Genomic DNA, 19,566 nt, shown 5'->3' on the forward strand with positions numbered 1-19,566 from the left:
GCCTGGCACCCAAGACCCCTCGTACCGGCGCCCTATGTTTAACCTTGGAGTAACTCGCAATGAAAAAATCCCTGATTGCCCTGGCTGTGCTGGCTGCTTCCGGCGCTGCAATGGCTCAGTCTTCCGTGACACTGTTCGGTATCGTTGACGCTGGCGTTGGCCGCGTTTCCTCCGGTGGCACTTCGGTGACCGGCGTGACCAACAGCGGTCTGGCCACCAGCCGTCTGGGCTTCCGCGGTGAAGAAGACCTGGGTGGCGGTCTGAAGGCTGGTTTCTGGCTGGAAGGTGCCGTTCAGAACGACACAGGCACTGGCCAAGGCGGCGGCGCTGCAGGTCCTGGTTTTGAATTCAAGCGTCGCTCGACTCTGAGCCTGGCTGGCGGCTTCGGTGAAGTGCGTCTGGGTCGCGAACTGACTGTTGGCTATGTCAACTCCACAGCAGCTGACGTGTTCGGCGATAACGGCGTTGGCGCTTCTATCGGCAAGAACCACTTCGCTGGCGTGATCGAAACCCGTAAGGGCAACGGCATCAGCTACATTCTGCCTTCCAACTTGGGCGGCATCTACGGTCAAGTGCAGTACGTGTTCGGCGAATCCCTGTCGAACGCTGCTTACGACAAGGCTGGTGACTACCTCGGCGCCCGTATCGGCTACCGCAACGGTCCTCTGGACACAGCTATCGCCTTCGCAAAGGGCCGCGGTGCTTCCGCAGCTGCTGACGCTGACCAGTTCAATATTTTCGCCAGCTATGACCTGGGTGTTGTGAAGCCATTCATCGGCTTCAACCAAGAAAAGAACAAGGCAGCGGTGCAAACCAAGTTCCAAAGCTATCTGCTGGGTCTGACGGCTCCTGTGGGTCCAGGCACTGTCCGCGTTTCGTACAACGACGTGGACAAGAAAAACAGTGCTGACGACGGCCAAAAGTTCGCCATCGGTTACGTGTATGACCTGTCCAAGCGCACAGCTCTGTACGGTACTCTGGCTCACGTGAAGAACAAGGGCGCTGCAACGTTCGGCGCTACTCCTGGTGGCCTGTCCTTCACTCAAGCCCAAGGCAAGAACGCCAACGGTTACGAGTTCGGCATTCGTCACTCCTTCTAATGGCATGCGGGCGTGAGCCCGCTGGCATTGAAATGAGAGGAAGCCACCCCGCGAAAGCGGGGTGGCTTTTTTTATGCTTATGCGATATGAGTTGGGGCGGCGGTTTCTCTGTTTCCTCGCTTGTTGGGGTTGCGTCTTGGTGATTTCGCTTATGGCTGGACGCGCTTATTGGGTGCGGCGGGTGTGCAAGATGCCTCTTCTTTGAAAAATAGAACGGCCGTTCTATTAGGGAAAGCCTGTGTGTGGAACGTGCAACAAAAAGTTCCACGCTGGAGTGCAATTACTAAACTGGCTGGGTACCACACCAACCACAGAAAGAGACGGGATCCATGAAAAAAGTAGACGCCAAGAGACTGTTCGCCTTGGGAGCTGTTGCTCTCGTTTCCGGTTCTGCCTTTGCCCAAGCTGCGGCTGGTGCGGGCACCAGTTCCGTGCAGCTTTACGGGATTGTGGATGTGGCTTACCGTCACACGAACAACGAAGGCCCCGCCACCAATGTGGGTCAGTCACTGAACCAACTTGTTGGTGGTGGCATGTCGCAAAGCCGTTGGGGTATCAACGTCTCTGAAGACTTGGGTGGCGGCGCCAAAGCACTCGTCAATATGGAGAACCGTTTTGGTGCCGATACAGGATCGCCAAACTCCGGCGCCACGGGTCCTTACTTCCAGCAATCCTGGGTGGGCCTGCAAGGCGGCTATGGCCGTGTAACGCTGGGTCGTCAGTACAACGTGCTGTTTGATCTGGTCACCAGCACCTACGCTTCGTACCCCTATTCGCCTTATATGGATGTCTACAAGCCAGAAATTGGCTTCTCGCTGGGTGCGCGTGCTGACAACATGGTCAAGTACATGGCTGAGATTGGCCCTGTGCGTGGTGCCTTGCAGTACTCGTTCGACGAAAAGAGCCCCACAGGTGGTAAGACTGTGGGTGGCTACCTGCGCTATGCCACAGGCGGTGTGGCTGCTGGTCTGGGCTACGAGAGCTACAAGTTCGCCTCTGGTAAAGAAGTTGAAGCCTGGACTCTGGGCGGCTCTTACCGCACTGGCGACTGGTACTTCAACGCTGGCTATGGTGAGAACAAGGTTGATCCGCTGACCAGCGCGACCGACCTCGCTGTGCTGGGCGCTATGTGGCAAGGCACCATCAATGGCGGCTTTGGTGGCTCTGCCTTCCTGCAGGCCAACAAGCGCACAATTTACAAGGTGGGTGTGGGCTACCAGCTGACGCCACAAATCAACCTGGGCGCACATTACTTCCATGCCAAGCAGTCTGGTACGGTGGCGACTGCGGATGCCACGGCCAACTTCTTCACCATGGCTTTGGACTACGCGTTCTCCAAGCGCACAGATGCCTACGTTGAAGTCGACAACACGCGCCTGAAGGGCAATGTGTCTTTGAGCAGCAGCGCTGCAGGCGTGGGTGTGAATGGTGCCAAGAGCCGCACAGGTTTCACGGTAGGGCTGCGCCACCGTTTCTGATGTTGGTGATGGTTGGTGCCTGATTGCTGCTTGTCAGTGGGCGGGCACGGAGGAGATGGCCGAGACCAGTCCGCGTGGTGGGGTTTGCGGACTGGGTTGTCGGTTGAAAACACTGGGTGATTTTGTGGGTTGCTCCGAAAGAGTGATCTGCAAAGTGCCCGGTGTCTTTTTTTGGGGCGATTTATGCAATTTGGCACCAATTTTGCGTAGATGCCAGTGTGTCCGAATAGGTCAAGAAATGGCCACAAGGCATGCGGGAATTCAGGGATACCCCATTGGATTTACCTTATCTTTACTGCATAGTAAAAATTTTGAAGAGAATGTTCCATGAAGTTTAAGTACGTTCTTTTGTCCGCCGCTGTGGCCTTGTCGTTTGTGCCCGCAGTGCAGGCCAAGCCTTTCAAGTGGACGAGCCAGGGTGAAATTTCCACGTGGGATATCCACTCGCAAAACAACGCGCTGCAAAGCGGCTTGCACGCCAATGTGTATGAAAGCCTGGTGTACTACAACAGCCGTACTTTCCAAGTAGAGCCCGTGCTCGCAACCGCATGGCGCGAGGTCAGCCCCACGCAAATGCGCTTTACCCTGCGCGAGGGCGTCAAGTTCCATGACGGCTCGGTCATGACGGCGGATGACGTGGTGTACTCCCTCAACCGCGCCATGGCCAAAACTTCCAACTTCACTCCATTCACCCAGGGCATCTCCAAGGTGGTGAAGGTGGATGCCAAGAACATCGACATCTTGCTGACGTCGCCCAATCCCGTGCTGCTGCGCCAACTGACAGAGCTGCGCATCATGAGCAAGGCCTGGGCAGAAAAGAACAAGTCGGTGGAGCCCAAGGACATCAAGGGCACCGAAGAAACATACGCCCACCGCAATGCGATGGGCACGGGCCCCTACACCCTGGAGTCCTGGCAGCCCGATGTGCGTATGGTCTTCAAGCGCAACCCGAACTGGTGGGGCAAGATGGAAGGCAATGCCACCGAGATCGTCTACACCCCGATCAAGTCTGCCGCCACGCGCATCGCTGCGCTGTTGTCCGGTGAAGTGGACTTCGTGATTGATCCAACGCCTCAAGATTTGGCCCGCCTGCGTGCCAACCCCGATCTCAAGGTGGTCGATGGTCTTGAGAACCGCACCATTTTTCTGGGCATGGACCAGTACCGTGACGAGCTGCCTGGCTCCAACATCAAGGGCAAGAACCCCTTGAAGGACATGCGTGTGCGCAAGGCTCTGTACCAGGCCATTGATGCCGACACGATCTCGCGCAGCATCATGCGGGGCCTGGGCAAACCCACGGGCACATTGGTGGCACCGCAGGTGGCGGGCTGGACGGAAGCCGTGGGCAAGCGCATGCCTTACAGCGTGGACGCCGCCAAGAAACTGCTGGCTGAAGCAGGCTATCCCGATGGTTTCGAGGTGGACTTCGCCTGCCCCAACAACCGCTACATCAACGACGAGGCCATTTGCCAAGCCGTGACGGCCATGTGGTCGCGTGTGGGGGTCAAGGCCAAGCTGCGCACGCTGCCACTGGTCAACTACTTCCCGATGATCCAGCGCAACGAAGCCAGCATCTACATGCTGGGCTGGGGCGTTCCCACCTTCGACGCGCTGTATAGCCTGCAGTCGCTGGTGCGCACCGTGGGCGCGGGCGGCGACGGCAACTACAACGTGGGCCGCTACAGTAACCAGCGCATGGACTACCTGGTAGACCGCATCAAGGTGGAAACCGATGCCCCCGTGCGTGCTCGCATGTTGACGGAAGCGCTTCAGTTGTCCAACGACACCGTGTCGCACATTCCGCTGCATGACCAAGTGATTCCTTGGGCGATGAAGAAGAATGTGGAAATGGTGCACCGCGCAGACAACCGTGTGGACATGCGCATGGTCAAGGTCAATTGATGCTGCGAGTGCTCGCAGACTGACAGTGTGTATGCGAAAACCGAGGGCCACGGCCCTCGGTTTTCTTGCTAAGGTGCCAAGTGGCGCCGCTGAGTCAGCGGCCATAGGGTTTTAGCGGTGGCACGTCATTGTCCGCGCGACAATCCCGCCAAGCGGGCGCGCTTGATCCCAGGCGGTTTGCTGCACTGGGTGGTGCCAACCAGTGTCCTCGTTGCCAAAAGCAGCGCTGGCACGCTTTCGAAAACAAACTCGACTCTCCGATGCTTGCATTTATTTTGCGCCGCCTGATTCAGGCAGTGATTGTGATGGTCACGGTGGCCTTCATTGCCTTCATGCTGTTCCAGTATGTGGGCGACCCTGTGGTGTTCCTGCTGGGGCAAGATGCCACCCCTGAGCAGATTCGTGAGCTGCGCGCTGCGTTGGGGCTGGACCAGCCCTTTATCGTGCAGTTCTGGCACTTTTTGGTGAATGCAGCCCAGGGCGAGTTTGGCCTGAGCTTGCGCCAGGGCGCCAAGGTGTCGCGCCTGATTGCAGAGCGTTTCCCGGCCACGCTGGAGCTGGCGCTGGTCGCAGCTTTTCTGGCGCTGCTGGTGGGCGTGCCCATGGGGGTTTATGCCGCCCTTAAACGGGGCAGCTTCAGCAGCCAGCTGATCATGACCATCTCTTTGCTGGGCGTGTCATTGCCCACTTTCCTGATCGGTATCCTGCTGATCTTGGTGTTCTCGGTCACGCTGGGCTGGTTCCCCAGCTTTGGGCGCGGTGAAGTGGTGCAGATGGGCTGGTGGAGTACCGGGCTGCTCAAGGCCAAGGGCTGGCACCACATCACGCTGCCAGCCATCACGCTGGCGATCTTCCAGCTCACCTTGATCATGCGCCTAGTGCGCGCCGAGATGCTGGAGGTGCTGCGCACCGACTACATCAAGTTTGCGCGCGCGCGCGGCCTGTCCAACCGAGCGATCCACTTTGGCCATGCCCTCAAGAACACGCTGGTGCCAGTGCTCACCATCACCGGTTTGCAGCTGGGCGGCTTGATCGCGTTCGCCATCATCACCGAGACCGTGTTCCAGTGGCCTGGAATGGGCCTGCTGTTCATTCAGGCCGTCACGTTTGCCGACATCCCTGTGATGGCGGCTTACCTGTGCCTGATTGCGTTGATTTTTGTGGTGATCAATCTGGTGGTGGATCTGCTGTACTTCGTGGTCGATCCACGCCTTCGCGTGGGCAAGGCTGGAGGGCACTAGAGATGAAGCACCCCTTGAGTCGCTTCGCGCCTTCCCCCCAGAGTGGGGGCGCCCCCAGCGCAAGGGCTAGATACGCAGCCTTCGCTGGCTGTCGATGCTGTACGCATTTTCTGGACGCCTGAGATGCAATCGCTTCGATACAAGGCTGGAGGCAGGGCCTTTGCCCACATCTCCCAGTTTCACCCTGAGTTGACGGCCCTGCGGCGCGATCTGCATGCGCACCCAGAGCTGGGCTTTGAAGAGGTCTACACCGGCAAGCGCGTGGTTGAAGCCCTCAAGGTGTGCGGTGTGGACGAGATCCACGAAGGCATTGGCCGCACTGGCATCGTCGCCGTGGTGCGTGGGCGCAGCGTGGCCAGCGGTGCCATGGTGGGGCTGCGCGCCGACATGGACGCGCTGCCCCTGGTAGAGCACAACGACTTCGCCTGGAAGTCCTGCAAGCCTGGGCTGATGCATGGCTGCGGGCACGACGGGCACACCGCCATGCTGGTGGGCGCAGCCCGCTACCTGGCCGCTACGCGCGAGTTTGACGGCACGGCCGTGCTGGTCTTTCAGCCCGGTGAAGAAGGCTTTGCGGGCGCCCGCGTGATGATGGAAGACGGGTTGTTCGACCGCTTCCCCGTGCAGTCCATTTACGCCATGCACAACTGGCCCGCCATGAAGCCGGGCACCGTGGGCATCAACCCCGGCCCAATGATGGCTGCGGCCGACCGTATCACCATCGAAATCACGGGCCGTGGCGGCCATGGGGCACACGCCTACCAAACCGTGGATGTGATGCTGGTGGCCGCCCACATCATCACGGCGGCGCAAAGCATCGTCTCGCGCAACGTGCGTCCTCTGGAAAGCGCCGTGGTCAGCCTGTGCGCCATGAAGGCAGGCGAGCTGGGGGCCTTCAGCGTGTTGCCGGGCTCTGCCACGCTGGTGGGCACCGTACGCACCTTCAATCCCGTGGTGCAAGAGCAGGTGGAAAAGCGCCTGCAGGAGTTGTGCAGCGCCATTGCCCTGGGCTTTGGCGCCACCGCCACCGTCCATTACGAGCGCATTTACCCCGCCACGATCAACTCCGAGAGCGAAGCCATTTTTGCGGGCGACGTGGCCGAGTCGCTGGTGGGGGCTGACCATATGGTGCGCGACCTGGAGCCCAGCATGGGCGCTGAAGACTTCTCCTTCATGCTGCAAACCAAGCCCGGTGCTTACTTGCGCATCGGCCAGGGCACAGGTGCCAGTGGCAGCGCGCTGCACAACAGCCGCTACGACTTCAACGACGACATCTTGCCGCTGGGCTCTGCGCTGCATGCGAGCCTGATCGAGCAGGCCATGCCCTTGCCCACGCCCTGATGCCGGCTGGGCACAGACCACCGGCTTCCGCCATTTCCCCACCCTCCCAGGAGAACCGCATGAGCATCCAACGGAAAATCACCGCGACCGCATTGTTTGTCGCTTTGTCTGCTGCAGGCCTTGTGGCCAGCGCGCAGACCGTGCGCATCGCCAACCAAGGGGACTCCCTGTCGATGGACCCGCACTCGCTCAACGAAACCCTGCAATTGAGCGTGACGGGCAACGTGTACGAGCCCCTGGTGGGCCGCAACAAAGACCTGAGCCTGGCCCCCGCATTGGCCACCAGCTGGAAGCAGACCGCCCCCACCGTGTGGCGGTTTGAACTGCGCAAGGGCGTGCAGTTTCACGACGGCAGTCCCTTCACGGCCGACGACGTGTTGTTCAGCCTGGCCCGCACCCAGGTTGAAGGCTCTGACATGAAGAGCTACACCAACGACTTCAAGGAAGTGCGCAAGATCGACAGCCACACAGTCGAGATCGAGACCAAGACGCCGTTCCCCATCCTGCCCGACGTGCTCTCGCTCGTGTACATCATGAGCAAGAAGTGGTGCGAGACCAACCAGGCCACCGTGCCGGTAGACCGCCGCAAGGGCATTGAAAACGCCGCGTCCTTCCGCGCCAACGGCACCGGTCCCTTCCGCGTGCGCGAGCGCCAACCCAACGTGCGCACCGTGTTCACGCGCAATGGCTCCTACTGGGGAAAGATCGAAGGCAACGTGACCGAGGTGGTGTTCACCCCCATCGGCAACGATGCCACGCGCGTGGCCGCCTTGCTCTCGGGCGAAGTGGACGTGATGGAACCCGTGCCCGTGCAGGACATCGACCGCGTCAACAGCAGCGCCAACACCCGTGCCATCACGGGCCCTGAGCTGCGCACCATCTTCCTGGGCATGGACCAAAAGCGCGATGAGCTGCTGTACTCGAACGTCAAGGGCAAGAACCCCTTCAAGGACAAGCGCGTGCGTCAGGCCTTCTACCAGGCCATCGACATCGAGGGCATCAAGAAGACTGTGATGCGCGGTGCCTCCAACCCCTCGGCGCAGATGATTGGCCCGGGCGTCAACGGCTTTCAGCCCGACATGAAGCGCCTGCCTTACGACGTCGAGGCCGCCAAGAAACTGATGGCCGAGGCGGGATACCCCAACGGCTTTGAAGTGGGCATGAACTGCCCCAACGACCGCTATGTGAACGATGGTCGCATCTGCCAGACCGTGGCCGCCAACCTCTCGCGCATCAACGTCAAGGTCAACCTGCAGGCCGAAACCAAGGGCACGTATTTCCCCAAGGTGCTGCGCCGTGACACCAGCTTCTACATGCTGGGCTGGACCCCCGCCACCTACGACGCGCACAACGCCCTGAACGCCATCATGGCCTGCGTGGACGACAAGGGTGCTGGCCAGTTCAACCTGGGCGCCTACTGCAACCCAGCGGTGGACGATCTGACCAAGAAAGTCCAGGCCGAGACCGACAAGACCAAGCGCAACGCCTACATCAAGGAAGCGTTTGATCTGCACGCCGCCGACATCGGTCACATCCCGTTGCACCAGCAGGCCCTGGCCTGGGGCGTGAGCAAGAAGGTCAAGATCGTGCAGCTGGCCGACAACTTCATGCACTTCAAGTGGATCAGCATCCCTTGATGGTTTCGCATTTTCTTTGAGGTCTCTTTTGCTGGCTTGCGCTCATTGGCGCTGGATTTAGCTTGTTTTATTGACCGCCATGCACCCAGGCCACAAGCCCGGTGCATGCGCGGATGTCTCTGGTTTCTACGATGAAAAAAACACTTGCCCGCTGGCTCGACAGCGACGTTGGCTACAGCTTTCGCACATCGCCCATGGCGATGGTGGCCGCCTTCATTGCCCTGGTGTGCTTGGTCTGCTCCGTCTTTGCGGGCTGGGTGGCGCCGCACAACCCGTTTGACCTGGCCACGCTGGAGCTGGGCGATGCGCGCCTGCCTCCGGCCTGGAGCGAACACGGCACCACCAAGTACCTGCTGGGCACGGACGACCAGGGCCGTGACATCCTCTCCGCGCTGATCTACGGCGCCCGCATCTCGCTGGTGGTGGGCCTGGCCTCGGTTCTGCTGTCGGTGGCTGTGGGCGTGGCTTTGGGCCTGCTGGCGGGCTTCCGGGGCGGCTGGATCGATGCCGTGCTCATGCGCCTGTGCGATGTGATGCTGTCCTTCCCTGCCATCTTGGTGGCCTTGCTGATTGCCGGTGTAGGTCGGGCGCTGTTCCCGAATGCGCACGAGTCCTTGGCCTTTGGCGTGTTGATCTTGTCCATCTCACTCACCGGCTGGGTGCAATACGCGCGCACCGTGCGTGGCTCCACGCTGGTCGAGCGCAACAAGGAATACGTGCAGGCCGCCCGCGTCACGGGGGTGCCCTCGCTGCGCATCATGCGCAAGCATGTGCTGCCCAACGTGCTGGGCCCTGTGATGGTGCTGGCCACCATCCAGGTGGCCACGGCCATCATCACCGAGGCCACGCTCTCCTTCCTGGGCGTGGGCGCACCGCCCACCTCGCCCTCGCTGGGCACCTTGATTCGCATCGGTAACGACTATCTGTTCTCTGGCGAATGGTGGATCACCGTGTTCCCCGGTGCCATGCTGGTGCTGATCGCCCTGTCGGTGAACCTGCTGGGCGACTGGCTGCGTGATGCCCTGAATCCCCGCCTGCGTTGAACAAGAAGAAGTGCCCCCCATGAGTCTCCTAGAAGTCAAAAACCTCGTTGTCGAATTCCCGAGCCGTCGCGGCACCCTGCGCGCTCTGGACGACATTTCCTTCTCCATCGCACCCGGCGAGATCCTGGGCGTGGTGGGTGAATCGGGCGCGGGCAAGTCGCTCACCGGTGCGGCCATCATCGGCCTGCTGGAGCCGCCAGGCCGTGTGGCCTCGGGCCAGATCCTGCTCGAAGGCCAGCGCATCGACAACCTCAGCAACGATGAAATGCGCCACATCCGTGGTCGGCGCATCGGGGCTATTTTTCAAGACCCGCTCACCTCGCTGAATCCGCTGTACACCGTGGGTCGCCAGTTGACGGAAACCATCCTGGCCCACTTGCCCGTGAATGCGGCAGAAGCCCGCCAGCGCGCCATCCAGCTGCTCAAAGACACCGGCATTCCCGCCGCTGAAGAGCGCATCGACCACTACCCGCACCAGTTCTCGGGCGGCATGCGCCAGCGTGTGGTGATTGCCCTGGCCCTGGCGGCAGAGCCCAAGCTGATCGTGGCCGACGAGCCGACCACGGCGCTGGATGTGTCCATTCAGGCGCAGATCATCACGCTGCTCAAAAACATCTGCAAATCGCGTGGCGCGGCCGTCATGCTCATCACGCACGACATGGGCGTGATCGCCGAGACCTGCGACCGCGTGGCCGTGCTGTACGCCGGGCGCGTGGCCGAGATTGGTCCGGTGCACGACGTGATCAACAAGCCATCGCACCCCTACACCAGCGGCCTTATGGCCTCCATCCCCGACATGGAGCAAGACCGTGAGCGCCTGAACCAGATCGACGGCGCCATGCCGCGCCTGAACGCCATTCCCAAGGGCTGCGCCTACAACCCACGCTGCCCGCAAAAATTTGACCGCTGCATGACCGAACGCCCCGACCTGATGAGTGCCGGAAACACCCGCGCTGCCTGCTGGCTGCACGCTGCTGACAACACCAAGGTGGCCGCATGAGCAGCGCCGCAAACCCCACCCCGAACACCTCCAAGGCCCTGGTGCAGGCGCACGACCTGGCCAAGACCTTCGACGTCTCGGCCCCCTGGCTCAACCGCGTGCTGGAGGGCAAGCCCCGCACGCTGCTGCACGCTGTGGACGGCGTGAGCTTCGAGATTGAAAAGGGCAAGACGTTGGCCCTCGTGGGCGAATCTGGCTGTGGCAAGAGCACCGTGGCGCGCCTTCTGGTGGGCCTGTACGACCCCACGCGCGGCGGCCTCACGTTTGACGGGCAAGACGCCCACGCCGCCTTCAAGGGCAGCGATGCCAAGGCCATGCGCCGCCGCATCCAGATGATCTTTCAAGACCCCTACGCTAGCCTGAACCCCCGCTGGCTGGTCGAAGACATCATTGGCGAGCCGCTGAAGGAGCACGGCCTCATCACCGACAAGGCCGCTCTCAAGCAGCGCGTGGGCGAGTTGCTGCAGTCCGTGGGCCTGTCGCCGCTGGACATGGTCAAGTACCCGCACCAGTTCTCGGGCGGCCAGCGCCAGCGCATCTCCATCGCCCGCGCCCTGGCCACCGAGCCCGAGTTTTTGGTGTGCGACGAGCCCACCAGCGCGCTGGATGTGTCGGTGCAGGCGCAGGTGCTCAACATCATGAAGGACCTGCAGCGCCAGCGGCAGCTCACCTACCTGTTTATCAGCCACAACCTGGCCGTGGTGCGCCACGTGAGCGATCAGGTCGGCGTGATGTACCTGGGCCGTTTGGTGGAACTGGCTGACAAGCACACGCTGTTCGATACCCCCCGCCACCCGTACACGCGCATGCTGCTCGATGCCATCCCCAAGATGCACGACACCGGCAAGGCGCGCACGCCTGTGCAGGGCGAGGTGCCCAACCCGCTCAACCCGCCCCCCGGCTGCGCCTTCAACCCCCGTTGCCCTCATGTGAATGACCGCTGCCGCACCGAGCGTCCAAAACTGTTGAGCATTGGCGGCATCCGCATTGCGTGCCATGCGGTGGAAGAGGGTCGTATTTGAAATGTTTGCTATCAAATGTGTAGCTTCTAGCGCTTGTATATAAAGCGCTAGCAGCCGGTTTTCTCACAACAGGCTCCCTCGGGAGCCTGTTTGCTTTAGAACAGGTTCTTAGGGCCTGCACCGGCCCCGGGTTTCATCGCCCTGTCATGCACACCTCACACCATCGCGGTTTTTGTTGAACCGACACCGAGGGATTGACGATGGCAACGATGTGGACAAAGCAGTGGCATACAGGACGCGGCGTGCGTATGGGCGCATTGGCACTGGCCGTGGCAGCGGCGTTGGCCGCGTGCGGCGGCTCGGGCAGTGACGATGCCAGCCAGCCGCTGGAGCTGACCATCCTGCACATCAACGACCACCACTCCACGCTGGAGAGCAAGTCCAAAACCCTCAAGCTCTCGGCCGGTGGCGCCAGCGCGGTGGACGTGGCGGTAGACGCTGCAGGCTTTCCGCGCGTCACCGCCGCCATCAGCGAACTGGCGGCGCAGAGCACCAACGTTCTCAAGCTGCATGCGGGCGATGCGCTGACGGGCACGCTGTATTTCAACCGCGCAGGGGCTAACGGGGAGGCCGACGCCGCGCTGATGAACACCGTGTGCTTTGACGCCTTCACGCTGGGCAACCACGAGTTTGACAAAGGCGACAGTGGCCTCAAGGGCTTCATCGACCTGCTGCGCAAGGGCACCTGCAAGACGCCGGTGCTCAGTGCCAACGTGCAGTTTGGTGCCAACTCGGCCCTCAACGCCAGCCGCGCGCCGGGCTATGTCAGCCCCTCCACCGTGGTGGAGCGCGGCGGGCAGAAGATCGGCATCGTCGGCCTGACCATTGCGCAAAAGACCCAGGCCTCGTCCAGCCCGGACGCAGGCACCACCTTTGAAGACGAAGCCACCGCCGCCCAGCGCGAGATCGACCGCCTGCGCGGCCAGGGCATCAACAAGATCATCGTGATGAGCCACGTGGGCTACGAGTACGACCTGCAGATCGCCCCCAAGCTCAGCGGCGTGGATGTAGTGGTGGGCGCAGATTCGCACACCCTGCTCGGCCCCGTGGGCCTGACCACCACGGGCGTGGGCACGCCTGGCGGCGCCTACCCCACCCAGCTCACCGACAAGGACGGCAAGCCCGTGTGCGTGGTGCAGGCGTGGGAATACGCCCAGGTGGTGGGCGAGCTGAAGGTGAGCTTTGACGCGCAGGGCAACGTCACCCAGTGCAAGGGCACGCCGCATGTGCTGATTGGCGACAACTTCACCATCGGCGGCAAGGCCGCGACCGATGCAGAGAAAACTGCCCTCAAGGCCAGCGCGGCCGCCACAGGCTTCCTGCGCATCACCCAGCCATCGGCCAGCGCCACGGCGGTGCTGCAACCGTTCAAGGACAAGGTGGCCGTGTTCAACCAGACCCAGGTGGCCGTGGTGCCACAAGAGCTGTGCTCGCGCCGTGTACCGGGCGGGGTGGGCTCGGTGGACTACAGCCGCTCCAGCGCAGCGTGCAATGCGGAAGGCAGCGTGAGCCTGCGCGGTGGCGACATCCAGCAACTGGTGGCGCAGGCCTATCTGGAAGTCGCCAACGCCCAGTACGGCGGGGCTGACATTACCCTGCAAAGCGGTGGTGGCGTGCGCGTGCCGCTGCAAGGCACGGTGACGGCGGCGCAGATCATTCAGGTGCTGCCGTTTGGCAACATGCTGTTCCGCCTGGACGTGACCGGGCAGGAAGTGAAGGGCATGCTCGAAGATGGCCTGGAAGCCACCTTTGGCACCGGCGGCTCCACCGGCCCATACCCCTACACCGGCGGCCTGCGCTTTGACGTGAACGCCAAGGCCGCCAAGGGCGCGCGCGCCAGCAACATCGAAGTGCGCAACCCAACCACCGGCGTGTGGGCGGCGATCGACCTGGCCAAGACCTACAAGCTGTTTGTGCTGAGCTTCAACGCCACCGGCGGTGACGGCTACAAGACCCTGGCCGCCGTGCCCGCCGCGCGCCGCCTGGACATTGGCGTGCTCGATGCCGATGTGTTCTTCAGCTACATCGACAAGCAGACCAAGGATGCCGCCACCGGCCTGCCCACCCTAAAGCGCCTGCCCGTGGAGCTGTACAGCACCAAGAGCTTTGCGAATTGAGCGGCTTGGTGTGGGGTTTGCATTTTGAAGTGAAATAGCCTGCCAGCGCTTGATTAATAAGCGCTGGCAGCTATGAAAAACGTAGCGTTTTCAGTTCACGCGGCTGGGGGGCATCACGCTGTAGCGGCCTGCGCCCAGCAGTGCCACGGCCAGTGCGCCAAACAGGTACAGCCCCTGCAGCTCCAGCGCCCAGCCGCCTTGTTTGGTGATGACGAACAGGTCGCCCATGTGCACCAGGCCCAGGGCTACCAGCATGTTGGCCACCACAATGGCCGCCCCGGCGCGGGCGCCCACGCCCAGCAGCATCATCAGGGGCGCCACCACCTCACCGATGTACACGCCATAGGCCAGGAAGCCGGGCAGGCCCGCTTTGTCGAGCATGCCGCCGATGAAGCCCACGCCGTGCGTGATTTTGAAGATGCCGTGCAGCAGCACGAGCAGGCCGATGGCAACACGCAGCACGAGCTTGCCGGCGTCGTCGGTGTTCGGGGTGGCGGGTGGCATGGCGATGTGTTTGGTGTTCATGGTGCGTCCCTTGCGCTGAATGTGTTGGAAGACTTGTAGTTTCGCTGGATGTGGTCTTGGGGGGATGTGCGTTTGCGCACAGGTTTTGGAAGGTGAGGGGCGGTGCTTTGATGCAAATGTTGGCTGGCGCCTGCTGGATAAGCGCTGGCCGCTATGGAGTTTGTAGTGGTTTTCTGGGGCCCTTCCGTCCGTTCGGCCTGAGCTTGTCGAAGCCTGGGCTTGTGTGTTGATCTTGCGGCATGCCTGTGCCTGGGGCGGGAGCCGGGGAGTGCGCCCGGCAGCGCAGTAACTTTCTCTTGTATCGCCAAGAGAAAGTCACCAAAGAGAAGGCGACCCCACTGTCTGCGTCCCCAGCGCTGCGCACTGGGGCAACCTGCGGTGCTCGCGTCCAGCGGGGTCTCGCTCAAACTCGCTTCGTTTCACTGCGCTCAAACAGTCGCGAGCCCTGATCCGCTGGCCGCTGCGCTCCTCGGCGCATACAGAGGGGAGGGGGGAGCCAAACAGCCAAACAGCCGAACAGCCGAACAGCCGAACAGCCGACATCCATTCGGGCCATCGCTGCGCTCGGCCCTGCCTGCGCAGCGCGTGGCGCTTGCGCCCGCGAGGTGGGGTCGAGCGTAGCGACGACCTGTGTGGCTGTTTGGCTGCTCGGTTGTCTACCCCCTGTGGCTGCGCTGCGGCGGGGCGGTTGCGGGGTGGCACGTGCGTCGGAGCGCGCGTGCTTCGTGAACTGACTCGCCGCGGCTGTCCGAACGGAGCGCTTCAGCGCGCAGTGAGTTTCGCGGCGCACCCCGCAACCGCCCCGACGCAGGTGTGCCCCTTCGCAAAGCGAAGGGGTCGCAGACTTGGGGTCGCCCTTTCTTTGGTGACTTTCTTTCGGCGAAGCGAAAGAAAGTTACTGCGCCGCCGGGCGCACTCCCCGGCTCCCGCCCTGCGCACAGGCATGCAGCCAAATCAACCCATAGGCCCCAGCTTCGACAGACTCAGCCCGAACGGGTTGGGAAACTGCATGCGGGAGCTATCAATTACATAGCAACCAGCGCTTTATAAATAGGGGCCTTCGACCTAAAAGGCATCATTTCCCTTGGGCATTGCTTCGGGCGCTGCCGTGGGTGGCCACACCACTGCGGCTTTTTCGGGTTTTGGGTGCGGGGGCTTCTGCGGGTGGGGCCAGGTGCTCGCGCAAGGTGGCCAGGATTTCGTCGGAAAGCGCGGGGTTGGCGGCCACGGTGGCGCGGGCCAGCACGAGGCCGCCGACCATGGTGGCCAGCATGTGCATCGCCTGGGTGCGGCTTTCGGGGCTGGGATCGCCCTGTTCCAGTCCTTCCACCAGCCGGGCAAAGCGTTCGATGTTGCGCTCGATGCCTTGGGTCAGCACCTCTGACAGCCCACCGCCAGCGCGCGCGGCGTCCACCGCCAGGGCGGCCACGGCGCAGCCTTCGCCGGGGTGGTCGCGGTGTTGGGGTGACAGGTAGTTGGCCACCTTGGCGGCCAGCCCGGTGGGCGCTGGATCGCCGGGGTCACACATTCCGTCCAGTGACGCGATGGACCATTCCAGCGCGCGGGCGCAGGCCTCTCGCACCAGGGCATCCTTGTTCTCAAAGTGGCGGTACAGGCCGCCGTGGGTCAGCCCGGCATCGCGGGTGATGTCGGCCACCCCCACGCCCTGCAGGCCACGCTCGCGGTACAGGCGGGCAGCGGCGTCCACGATGCCTTGGCGGTTTTCTGCAGACTGCGATTTCGTGACTTTCATGGGGTCTTCTTTTGATTATGGTTTTGCGCAAAAGACGCTGATCCACTTATGATGACGGACGCAATCATAAAAGCATGGCTTCGCGCTGTGTTGAAAACCAAGGACTGGCAATGGCGAATGTGGATGGCAAAGTGCAACGCGTGGTGATAACCGGCACGGGGTTGGTATCGCCCCTGGGCTGCGGCGTGGAATTGGCCTGGCGGCGGCTGCTGCAGGGGGTGTCGGGCCTGCGCCGCTTGCCGGATGCGGTGGTGGAAGGCATGGCCGCCAAAGTGGCGGGCACCGTGCCCACGCTGGCCGAAGATTCCGAGGGTGGGTGGGACCCGGATACTGCGGCCACGCCCAAGGACCAGCGCAAGATGGACCGCTTCATTCCCTTTGCCCTAGGCGCGGCGCAGCAGGCCCTGGCCCAGGCGGGCTGGGCACCTGCGGATGCGCGGTCGCAAGCGCGCACCGCCACCGTGATTGCCTCGGGCATCGGCGGCTTTGGCGCCATTGCCGAGGCCGTACGCACCACCGATGCGCGCGGGCCGCAGCGCCTGTCGCCGTTCACCGTGCCATCGTTTCTGGTCAATCTGGCGGCAGGCCATGTGTCCATTCGCCATGGTTTGAAAGGCCCCGTCGGTGCGCCGGTGACGGCCTGTGCCGCCAGCGTGCAGGCAATCGGCGACGCCGCGCGGATGATCCGCTGCGGCGAGGCCGATGTGGCGGTGTGCGGCGGCACCGAGGCCGCCATCGACCGCGTGAGCCTGGGCGGCTTTGCCGCAGCCAAGGCGCTGTCTACCGGCTTTGCAGACCACCCCGCGCAGGCCTCGCGCCCCTTTGATGCCGCGCGCGACGGCTTTGTGATGGGCGAGGGCGCCGGCATGCTGGTGCTCGAATCACTGGACCACGCCCTGGCGCGCGGTGCCACGCCCCTGGCAGAGGTGGTGGGTTACGGCACCTCGGCCGACGCGCACCACATCACCTCAGGGCCTGAAGACGGCGACGGTGCCCGCCGCAGCATGGAAATGGCCCTGGCTCAGGCGGGCCTGGAGGCCCGCGACGTGCAGCATTTGAACGCGCACGCCACCTCCACCTATGTAGGCGACCGGGGCGAGCTGGCCGCTATTCGCCGCGTGTTTGGCACGGATAAGTCGGTGGCCATCGCCTCCACCAAATCGGCCACGGGCCACTTGCTGGGCGCCGCAGGCGCTGTGGCCGCCATCTTCACCACGCTGGCCCTGCGCGACCAGGTGGTGCCCGGCACGCTGAACCTGGAGCAACCCGACGAGCTGGCCGAAGGGCTGGACATGGTGGCCCTGCACCCCCGCAAAATGGCGCTGCAGCACGCCATGCTCAATGGCTTTGGGTTTGGCGGCGTGAATGCGACGCTGGTGCTCAAGCGTTGGAGTGCTTCAGCCGCGTAGGATCCCGTCTTCACGCGTAGCGCTTGGCCCGCAGGTTCTCTTTCATCTGCTGCAAGATGGGCTGCAGCGACCCGCCAATGCGCAGCGCCACGCAGGTGGCCAGCACGTCGATGATGAGCAGGTGCATCAAGCGCGACACCATGGGGCTGTAGCGGTCGTAGCCCTCGGGGTGGTCGGCAGCCAGGTGGATGTGGCAGGTGCTGGCCAGGGGCGAGCCGCTGGCGGTGATGGCTATGGTTGTGGCGCCGTTCTTGCGCGCGATGTCGGCGGCGTCCATCAGGTCGCGGGTGCGGCCTGAGTTAGAGATGATCACGGCGCAGTCGCCCGGCCCCAGCAGCGTGGCGCTCATCACCTGCATGTGGCCGTCGCTGGTGGCAATGGATGTGACGCCCAGGCGAAAGAACTTGTGCTGCGCGTCTTGCGCCACGATGCCCGAGTTGCCCACGCCGTAGAACTCGATGCGCTTGCCCTTCTTCCAGGTGTTGGAAATCGCCTCGGCGGCGCGCTCCAGCGCCACGGTGCTGGCGGCGTTGCGGTATTGCAAGAAGGCCGCAACGGCGTTGTCCACCACTTTGACCAGCACGTCGCCCGTCTTGTCGTCCACGTCCACGCTGCGGTGGATGAAGGGCACGCCCTCGCTCACGCTGCCTGCCAGCTTGAGCTTGAAGTCGGCCAGCCCGTCATACCCCATGCTGCGGCAAAAGCGCACCACGGTGGGCTTGCTCACATGGGCGCGTTCGGCCAGCTCGCGCACGGGCAGGCGGGCAAAGGCACGGGGGTCGGTCAGCACCAGCTTGGCCACCCGCTGCTCGGCGGGGGCCAGGGAACTCAGGGATGCGGTGATGCGTTCGAGCATGTCAGTTCCACAGAAAAACGAAAACGAGGTAACTGCAATGTAACTCGGTTTCATCATTGAGGCCATCGCAGGAACAAGCCGTCTACACTTGCGGGCTGCGGTGGCCGCGCTTGCCTCTCAATCGGGTGGCGTGGCCTGCTTGTCCACTGTTCTCCCCCTGAGACTTACGCCATGAATCAGCTCGACGCCCTCAAACAGTTCACCACCGTGGTTGCCGATACCGGCGACTTCAAGCAGCTGGCGCAGTTTCGCCCGCAAGACGCCACGACCAACCCCTCGCTGATCCTCAAAGCGGTTCAAAAGCCCGAGTACGCACCGCTGCTGCAAGACACCGTGGCGAAGTTCAAGGGCCGCGCGATGGACGAAATCATCGACCGCCTGCTGGTGCGCTTTGGCTGCGAAATTCTCGCCACGGTGCCCGGCCGTGTATCGACCGAAGTGGATGCGCGCCTGAGCTTTGACACCAGCGCCACCGTCACCCGCGCCGAGCGCATCATCGAGCTGTACCAGGCCGAAGGCATCCACATCGACCGTGTGCTCATCAAGATCGCCGCGACCTGGGAAGGCATTCAGGCTGCCGAGCAGCTCGAGCGCAAGGGCATCCATACCAACCTCACGCTGCTGTTCTCGTTCGCCCAGGCCGTGGCCTGCGGGCAAGCCAAGGTGCAGCTGATTTCGCCTTTTGTGGGCCGCATTTACGACTGGTACAAGAAGCAGGCGGGCGCCAGCTGGGACGAGGCCGCGCGCGCCGGTGCCAACGACCCCGGCGTGCAGTCGGTCACGCAGATCTACAACCACTACAAGCGCTTTGATATTGCCACCGAGGTCATGGGCGCGAGCTTTCGCAACGTGGGCCAGATCACTGCGCTGGCTGGCTGCGACCTGTTGACCATTGCGCCCGAGCTGCTGGCCCAACTGGCCGCCAGCGAAGCCCCGCTGCAGCGCGCCCTCAACGCTGACGAAGCCAAGTCGATGGAACTGCCTGCCGTGAACTACGACGAAGCCGGTTTCCGTTACGCCCTGAACGAAGACGCCATGGCCACCGAGAAGCTGGCCGAGGGCATTCGCGCGTTTGCGGTGGATGCGGTCAAGCTGGAAAAGCTCATCCTCGCGCTGTGATGGCGACCGCCCCTGCCGCCTGC

Annotated in this window: 15 protein-coding genes; 12 read left to right on the plus strand and 3 right to left on the minus strand. The window is 62.8% G+C overall.

Annotation, left to right across the window (positions count from 1 at the left end; translation table 11 throughout):
* Window positions 1-59 precede the first annotated feature (59 nt).
* The 10 genes from C8C98_RS11645 to C8C98_RS11690 all read left to right on the plus strand — a co-directional run bounded on the left by C8C98_RS11645 (window position 60) and on the right by C8C98_RS11690 (window position 13,881).
* A complete protein-coding gene (locus tag C8C98_RS11645) occupies window positions 60-1,100 on the plus strand; it encodes a porin (protein WP_121454407.1) in 1,041 nt (346 codons plus the stop codon).
* A gap of 329 nt (window positions 1,101-1,429) precedes the next feature.
* The gene (locus tag C8C98_RS11650; RefSeq protein ID WP_121454408.1) at window positions 1,430-2,578 is read left to right on the plus strand and encodes a porin; all 1,149 of its coding nucleotides are present in this window, start codon (window positions 1,430-1,432) and stop codon (window positions 2,576-2,578) included.
* 327 nt (window positions 2,579-2,905) lie between these two features.
* Window positions 2,906-4,480 (plus strand): ABC transporter substrate-binding protein, encoded by a 1,575-nt coding sequence (locus tag C8C98_RS11655; protein WP_121454409.1) that lies wholly within the window; start codon window positions 2,906-2,908, stop codon window positions 4,478-4,480.
* Between the two features lie 260 nt (window positions 4,481-4,740).
* Window positions 4,741-5,721 carry an ABC transporter permease gene (locus tag C8C98_RS11660; protein ID WP_121454410.1) on the plus strand — a complete coding sequence of 327 codons (981 nt, stop codon included), beginning with the start codon at window positions 4,741-4,743 and terminating at the stop codon, window positions 5,719-5,721.
* A gap of 123 nt (window positions 5,722-5,844) precedes the next feature.
* Window positions 5,845-7,062, plus strand: a complete 1,218-nt coding sequence (locus tag C8C98_RS11665; protein WP_121454411.1) for a M20 aminoacylase family protein — start codon at window positions 5,845-5,847, stop codon at window positions 7,060-7,062.
* 59 nt (window positions 7,063-7,121) lie between these two features.
* Window positions 7,122-8,699 (plus strand): ABC transporter substrate-binding protein, encoded by a 1,578-nt coding sequence (locus C8C98_RS11670; RefSeq protein WP_121454412.1) that lies wholly within the window; start codon window positions 7,122-7,124, stop codon window positions 8,697-8,699.
* A 131-nt stretch (window positions 8,700-8,830) separates the two neighbouring features.
* Window positions 8,831-9,742 (plus strand): ABC transporter permease, encoded by a 912-nt coding sequence (locus tag C8C98_RS11675; RefSeq protein WP_121454413.1) that lies wholly within the window; start codon window positions 8,831-8,833, stop codon window positions 9,740-9,742.
* A gap of 19 nt (window positions 9,743-9,761) precedes the next feature.
* Window positions 9,762-10,742, plus strand: coding sequence for an ABC transporter ATP-binding protein (locus C8C98_RS11680; RefSeq protein WP_121454414.1), 981 nt, complete (start codon window positions 9,762-9,764; stop codon window positions 10,740-10,742).
* Window positions 10,739-11,764, plus strand: coding sequence for an ABC transporter ATP-binding protein (locus tag C8C98_RS11685; protein ID WP_121454415.1), 1,026 nt, complete (start codon window positions 10,739-10,741; stop codon window positions 11,762-11,764). The genes C8C98_RS11680 and C8C98_RS11685 overlap by 4 nt, the downstream gene beginning before the upstream one ends.
* Before the next feature lie 200 nt (window positions 11,765-11,964).
* A complete protein-coding gene (locus C8C98_RS11690) occupies window positions 11,965-13,881 on the plus strand; it encodes a bifunctional UDP-sugar hydrolase/5'-nucleotidase (RefSeq protein ID WP_121454416.1) in 1,917 nt (638 codons plus the stop codon).
* Window positions 13,882-13,971: 90 nt separating this feature from the next.
* On the opposite strand, the gene C8C98_RS11695 is transcribed toward C8C98_RS11690, so the two are convergent.
* Both C8C98_RS11695 and C8C98_RS11700 read right to left on the minus strand, forming a co-directional pair.
* Window positions 13,972-14,406 carry a DoxX family protein gene (locus tag C8C98_RS11695; protein ID WP_121454417.1) on the minus strand — a complete coding sequence of 145 codons (435 nt, stop codon included), beginning with the start codon at window positions 14,404-14,406 and terminating at the stop codon, window positions 13,972-13,974.
* 1,075 nt (window positions 14,407-15,481) lie between these two features.
* A complete protein-coding gene (locus C8C98_RS11700) occupies window positions 15,482-16,159 on the minus strand; it encodes a TetR/AcrR family transcriptional regulator (RefSeq protein ID WP_121454418.1) in 678 nt (225 codons plus the stop codon).
* 110 nt (window positions 16,160-16,269) lie between these two features.
* Between C8C98_RS11700 and fabF the strand changes: the two genes are divergently transcribed.
* The gene (gene fabF / locus C8C98_RS11705) at window positions 16,270-17,568 is read left to right on the plus strand and encodes a beta-ketoacyl-ACP synthase II (RefSeq protein ID WP_121454419.1); all 1,299 of its coding nucleotides are present in this window, start codon (window positions 16,270-16,272) and stop codon (window positions 17,566-17,568) included.
* Window positions 17,569-17,578: 10 nt separating this feature from the next.
* On the opposite strand, the gene C8C98_RS11710 is transcribed toward fabF, so the two are convergent.
* A complete protein-coding gene (locus C8C98_RS11710; RefSeq protein ID WP_121454420.1) occupies window positions 17,579-18,424 on the minus strand; it encodes a MurR/RpiR family transcriptional regulator in 846 nt (281 codons plus the stop codon).
* A 171-nt stretch (window positions 18,425-18,595) separates the two neighbouring features.
* Here C8C98_RS11710 and tal point away from each other — a divergent pair, with 171 nt between their 5' ends.
* Entirely contained in the window at window positions 18,596-19,543 is a 948-nt protein-coding gene (tal, locus tag C8C98_RS11715) for a transaldolase (protein ID WP_121454421.1), read from the plus strand.
* The last annotated feature ends 23 nt before the right edge of the window (window positions 19,544-19,566 follow it).

The organism is Acidovorax sp. 106 (assembly GCF_003663825.1).
Classification (GTDB): domain Bacteria; phylum Pseudomonadota; class Gammaproteobacteria; order Burkholderiales; family Burkholderiaceae_C; genus Acidovorax.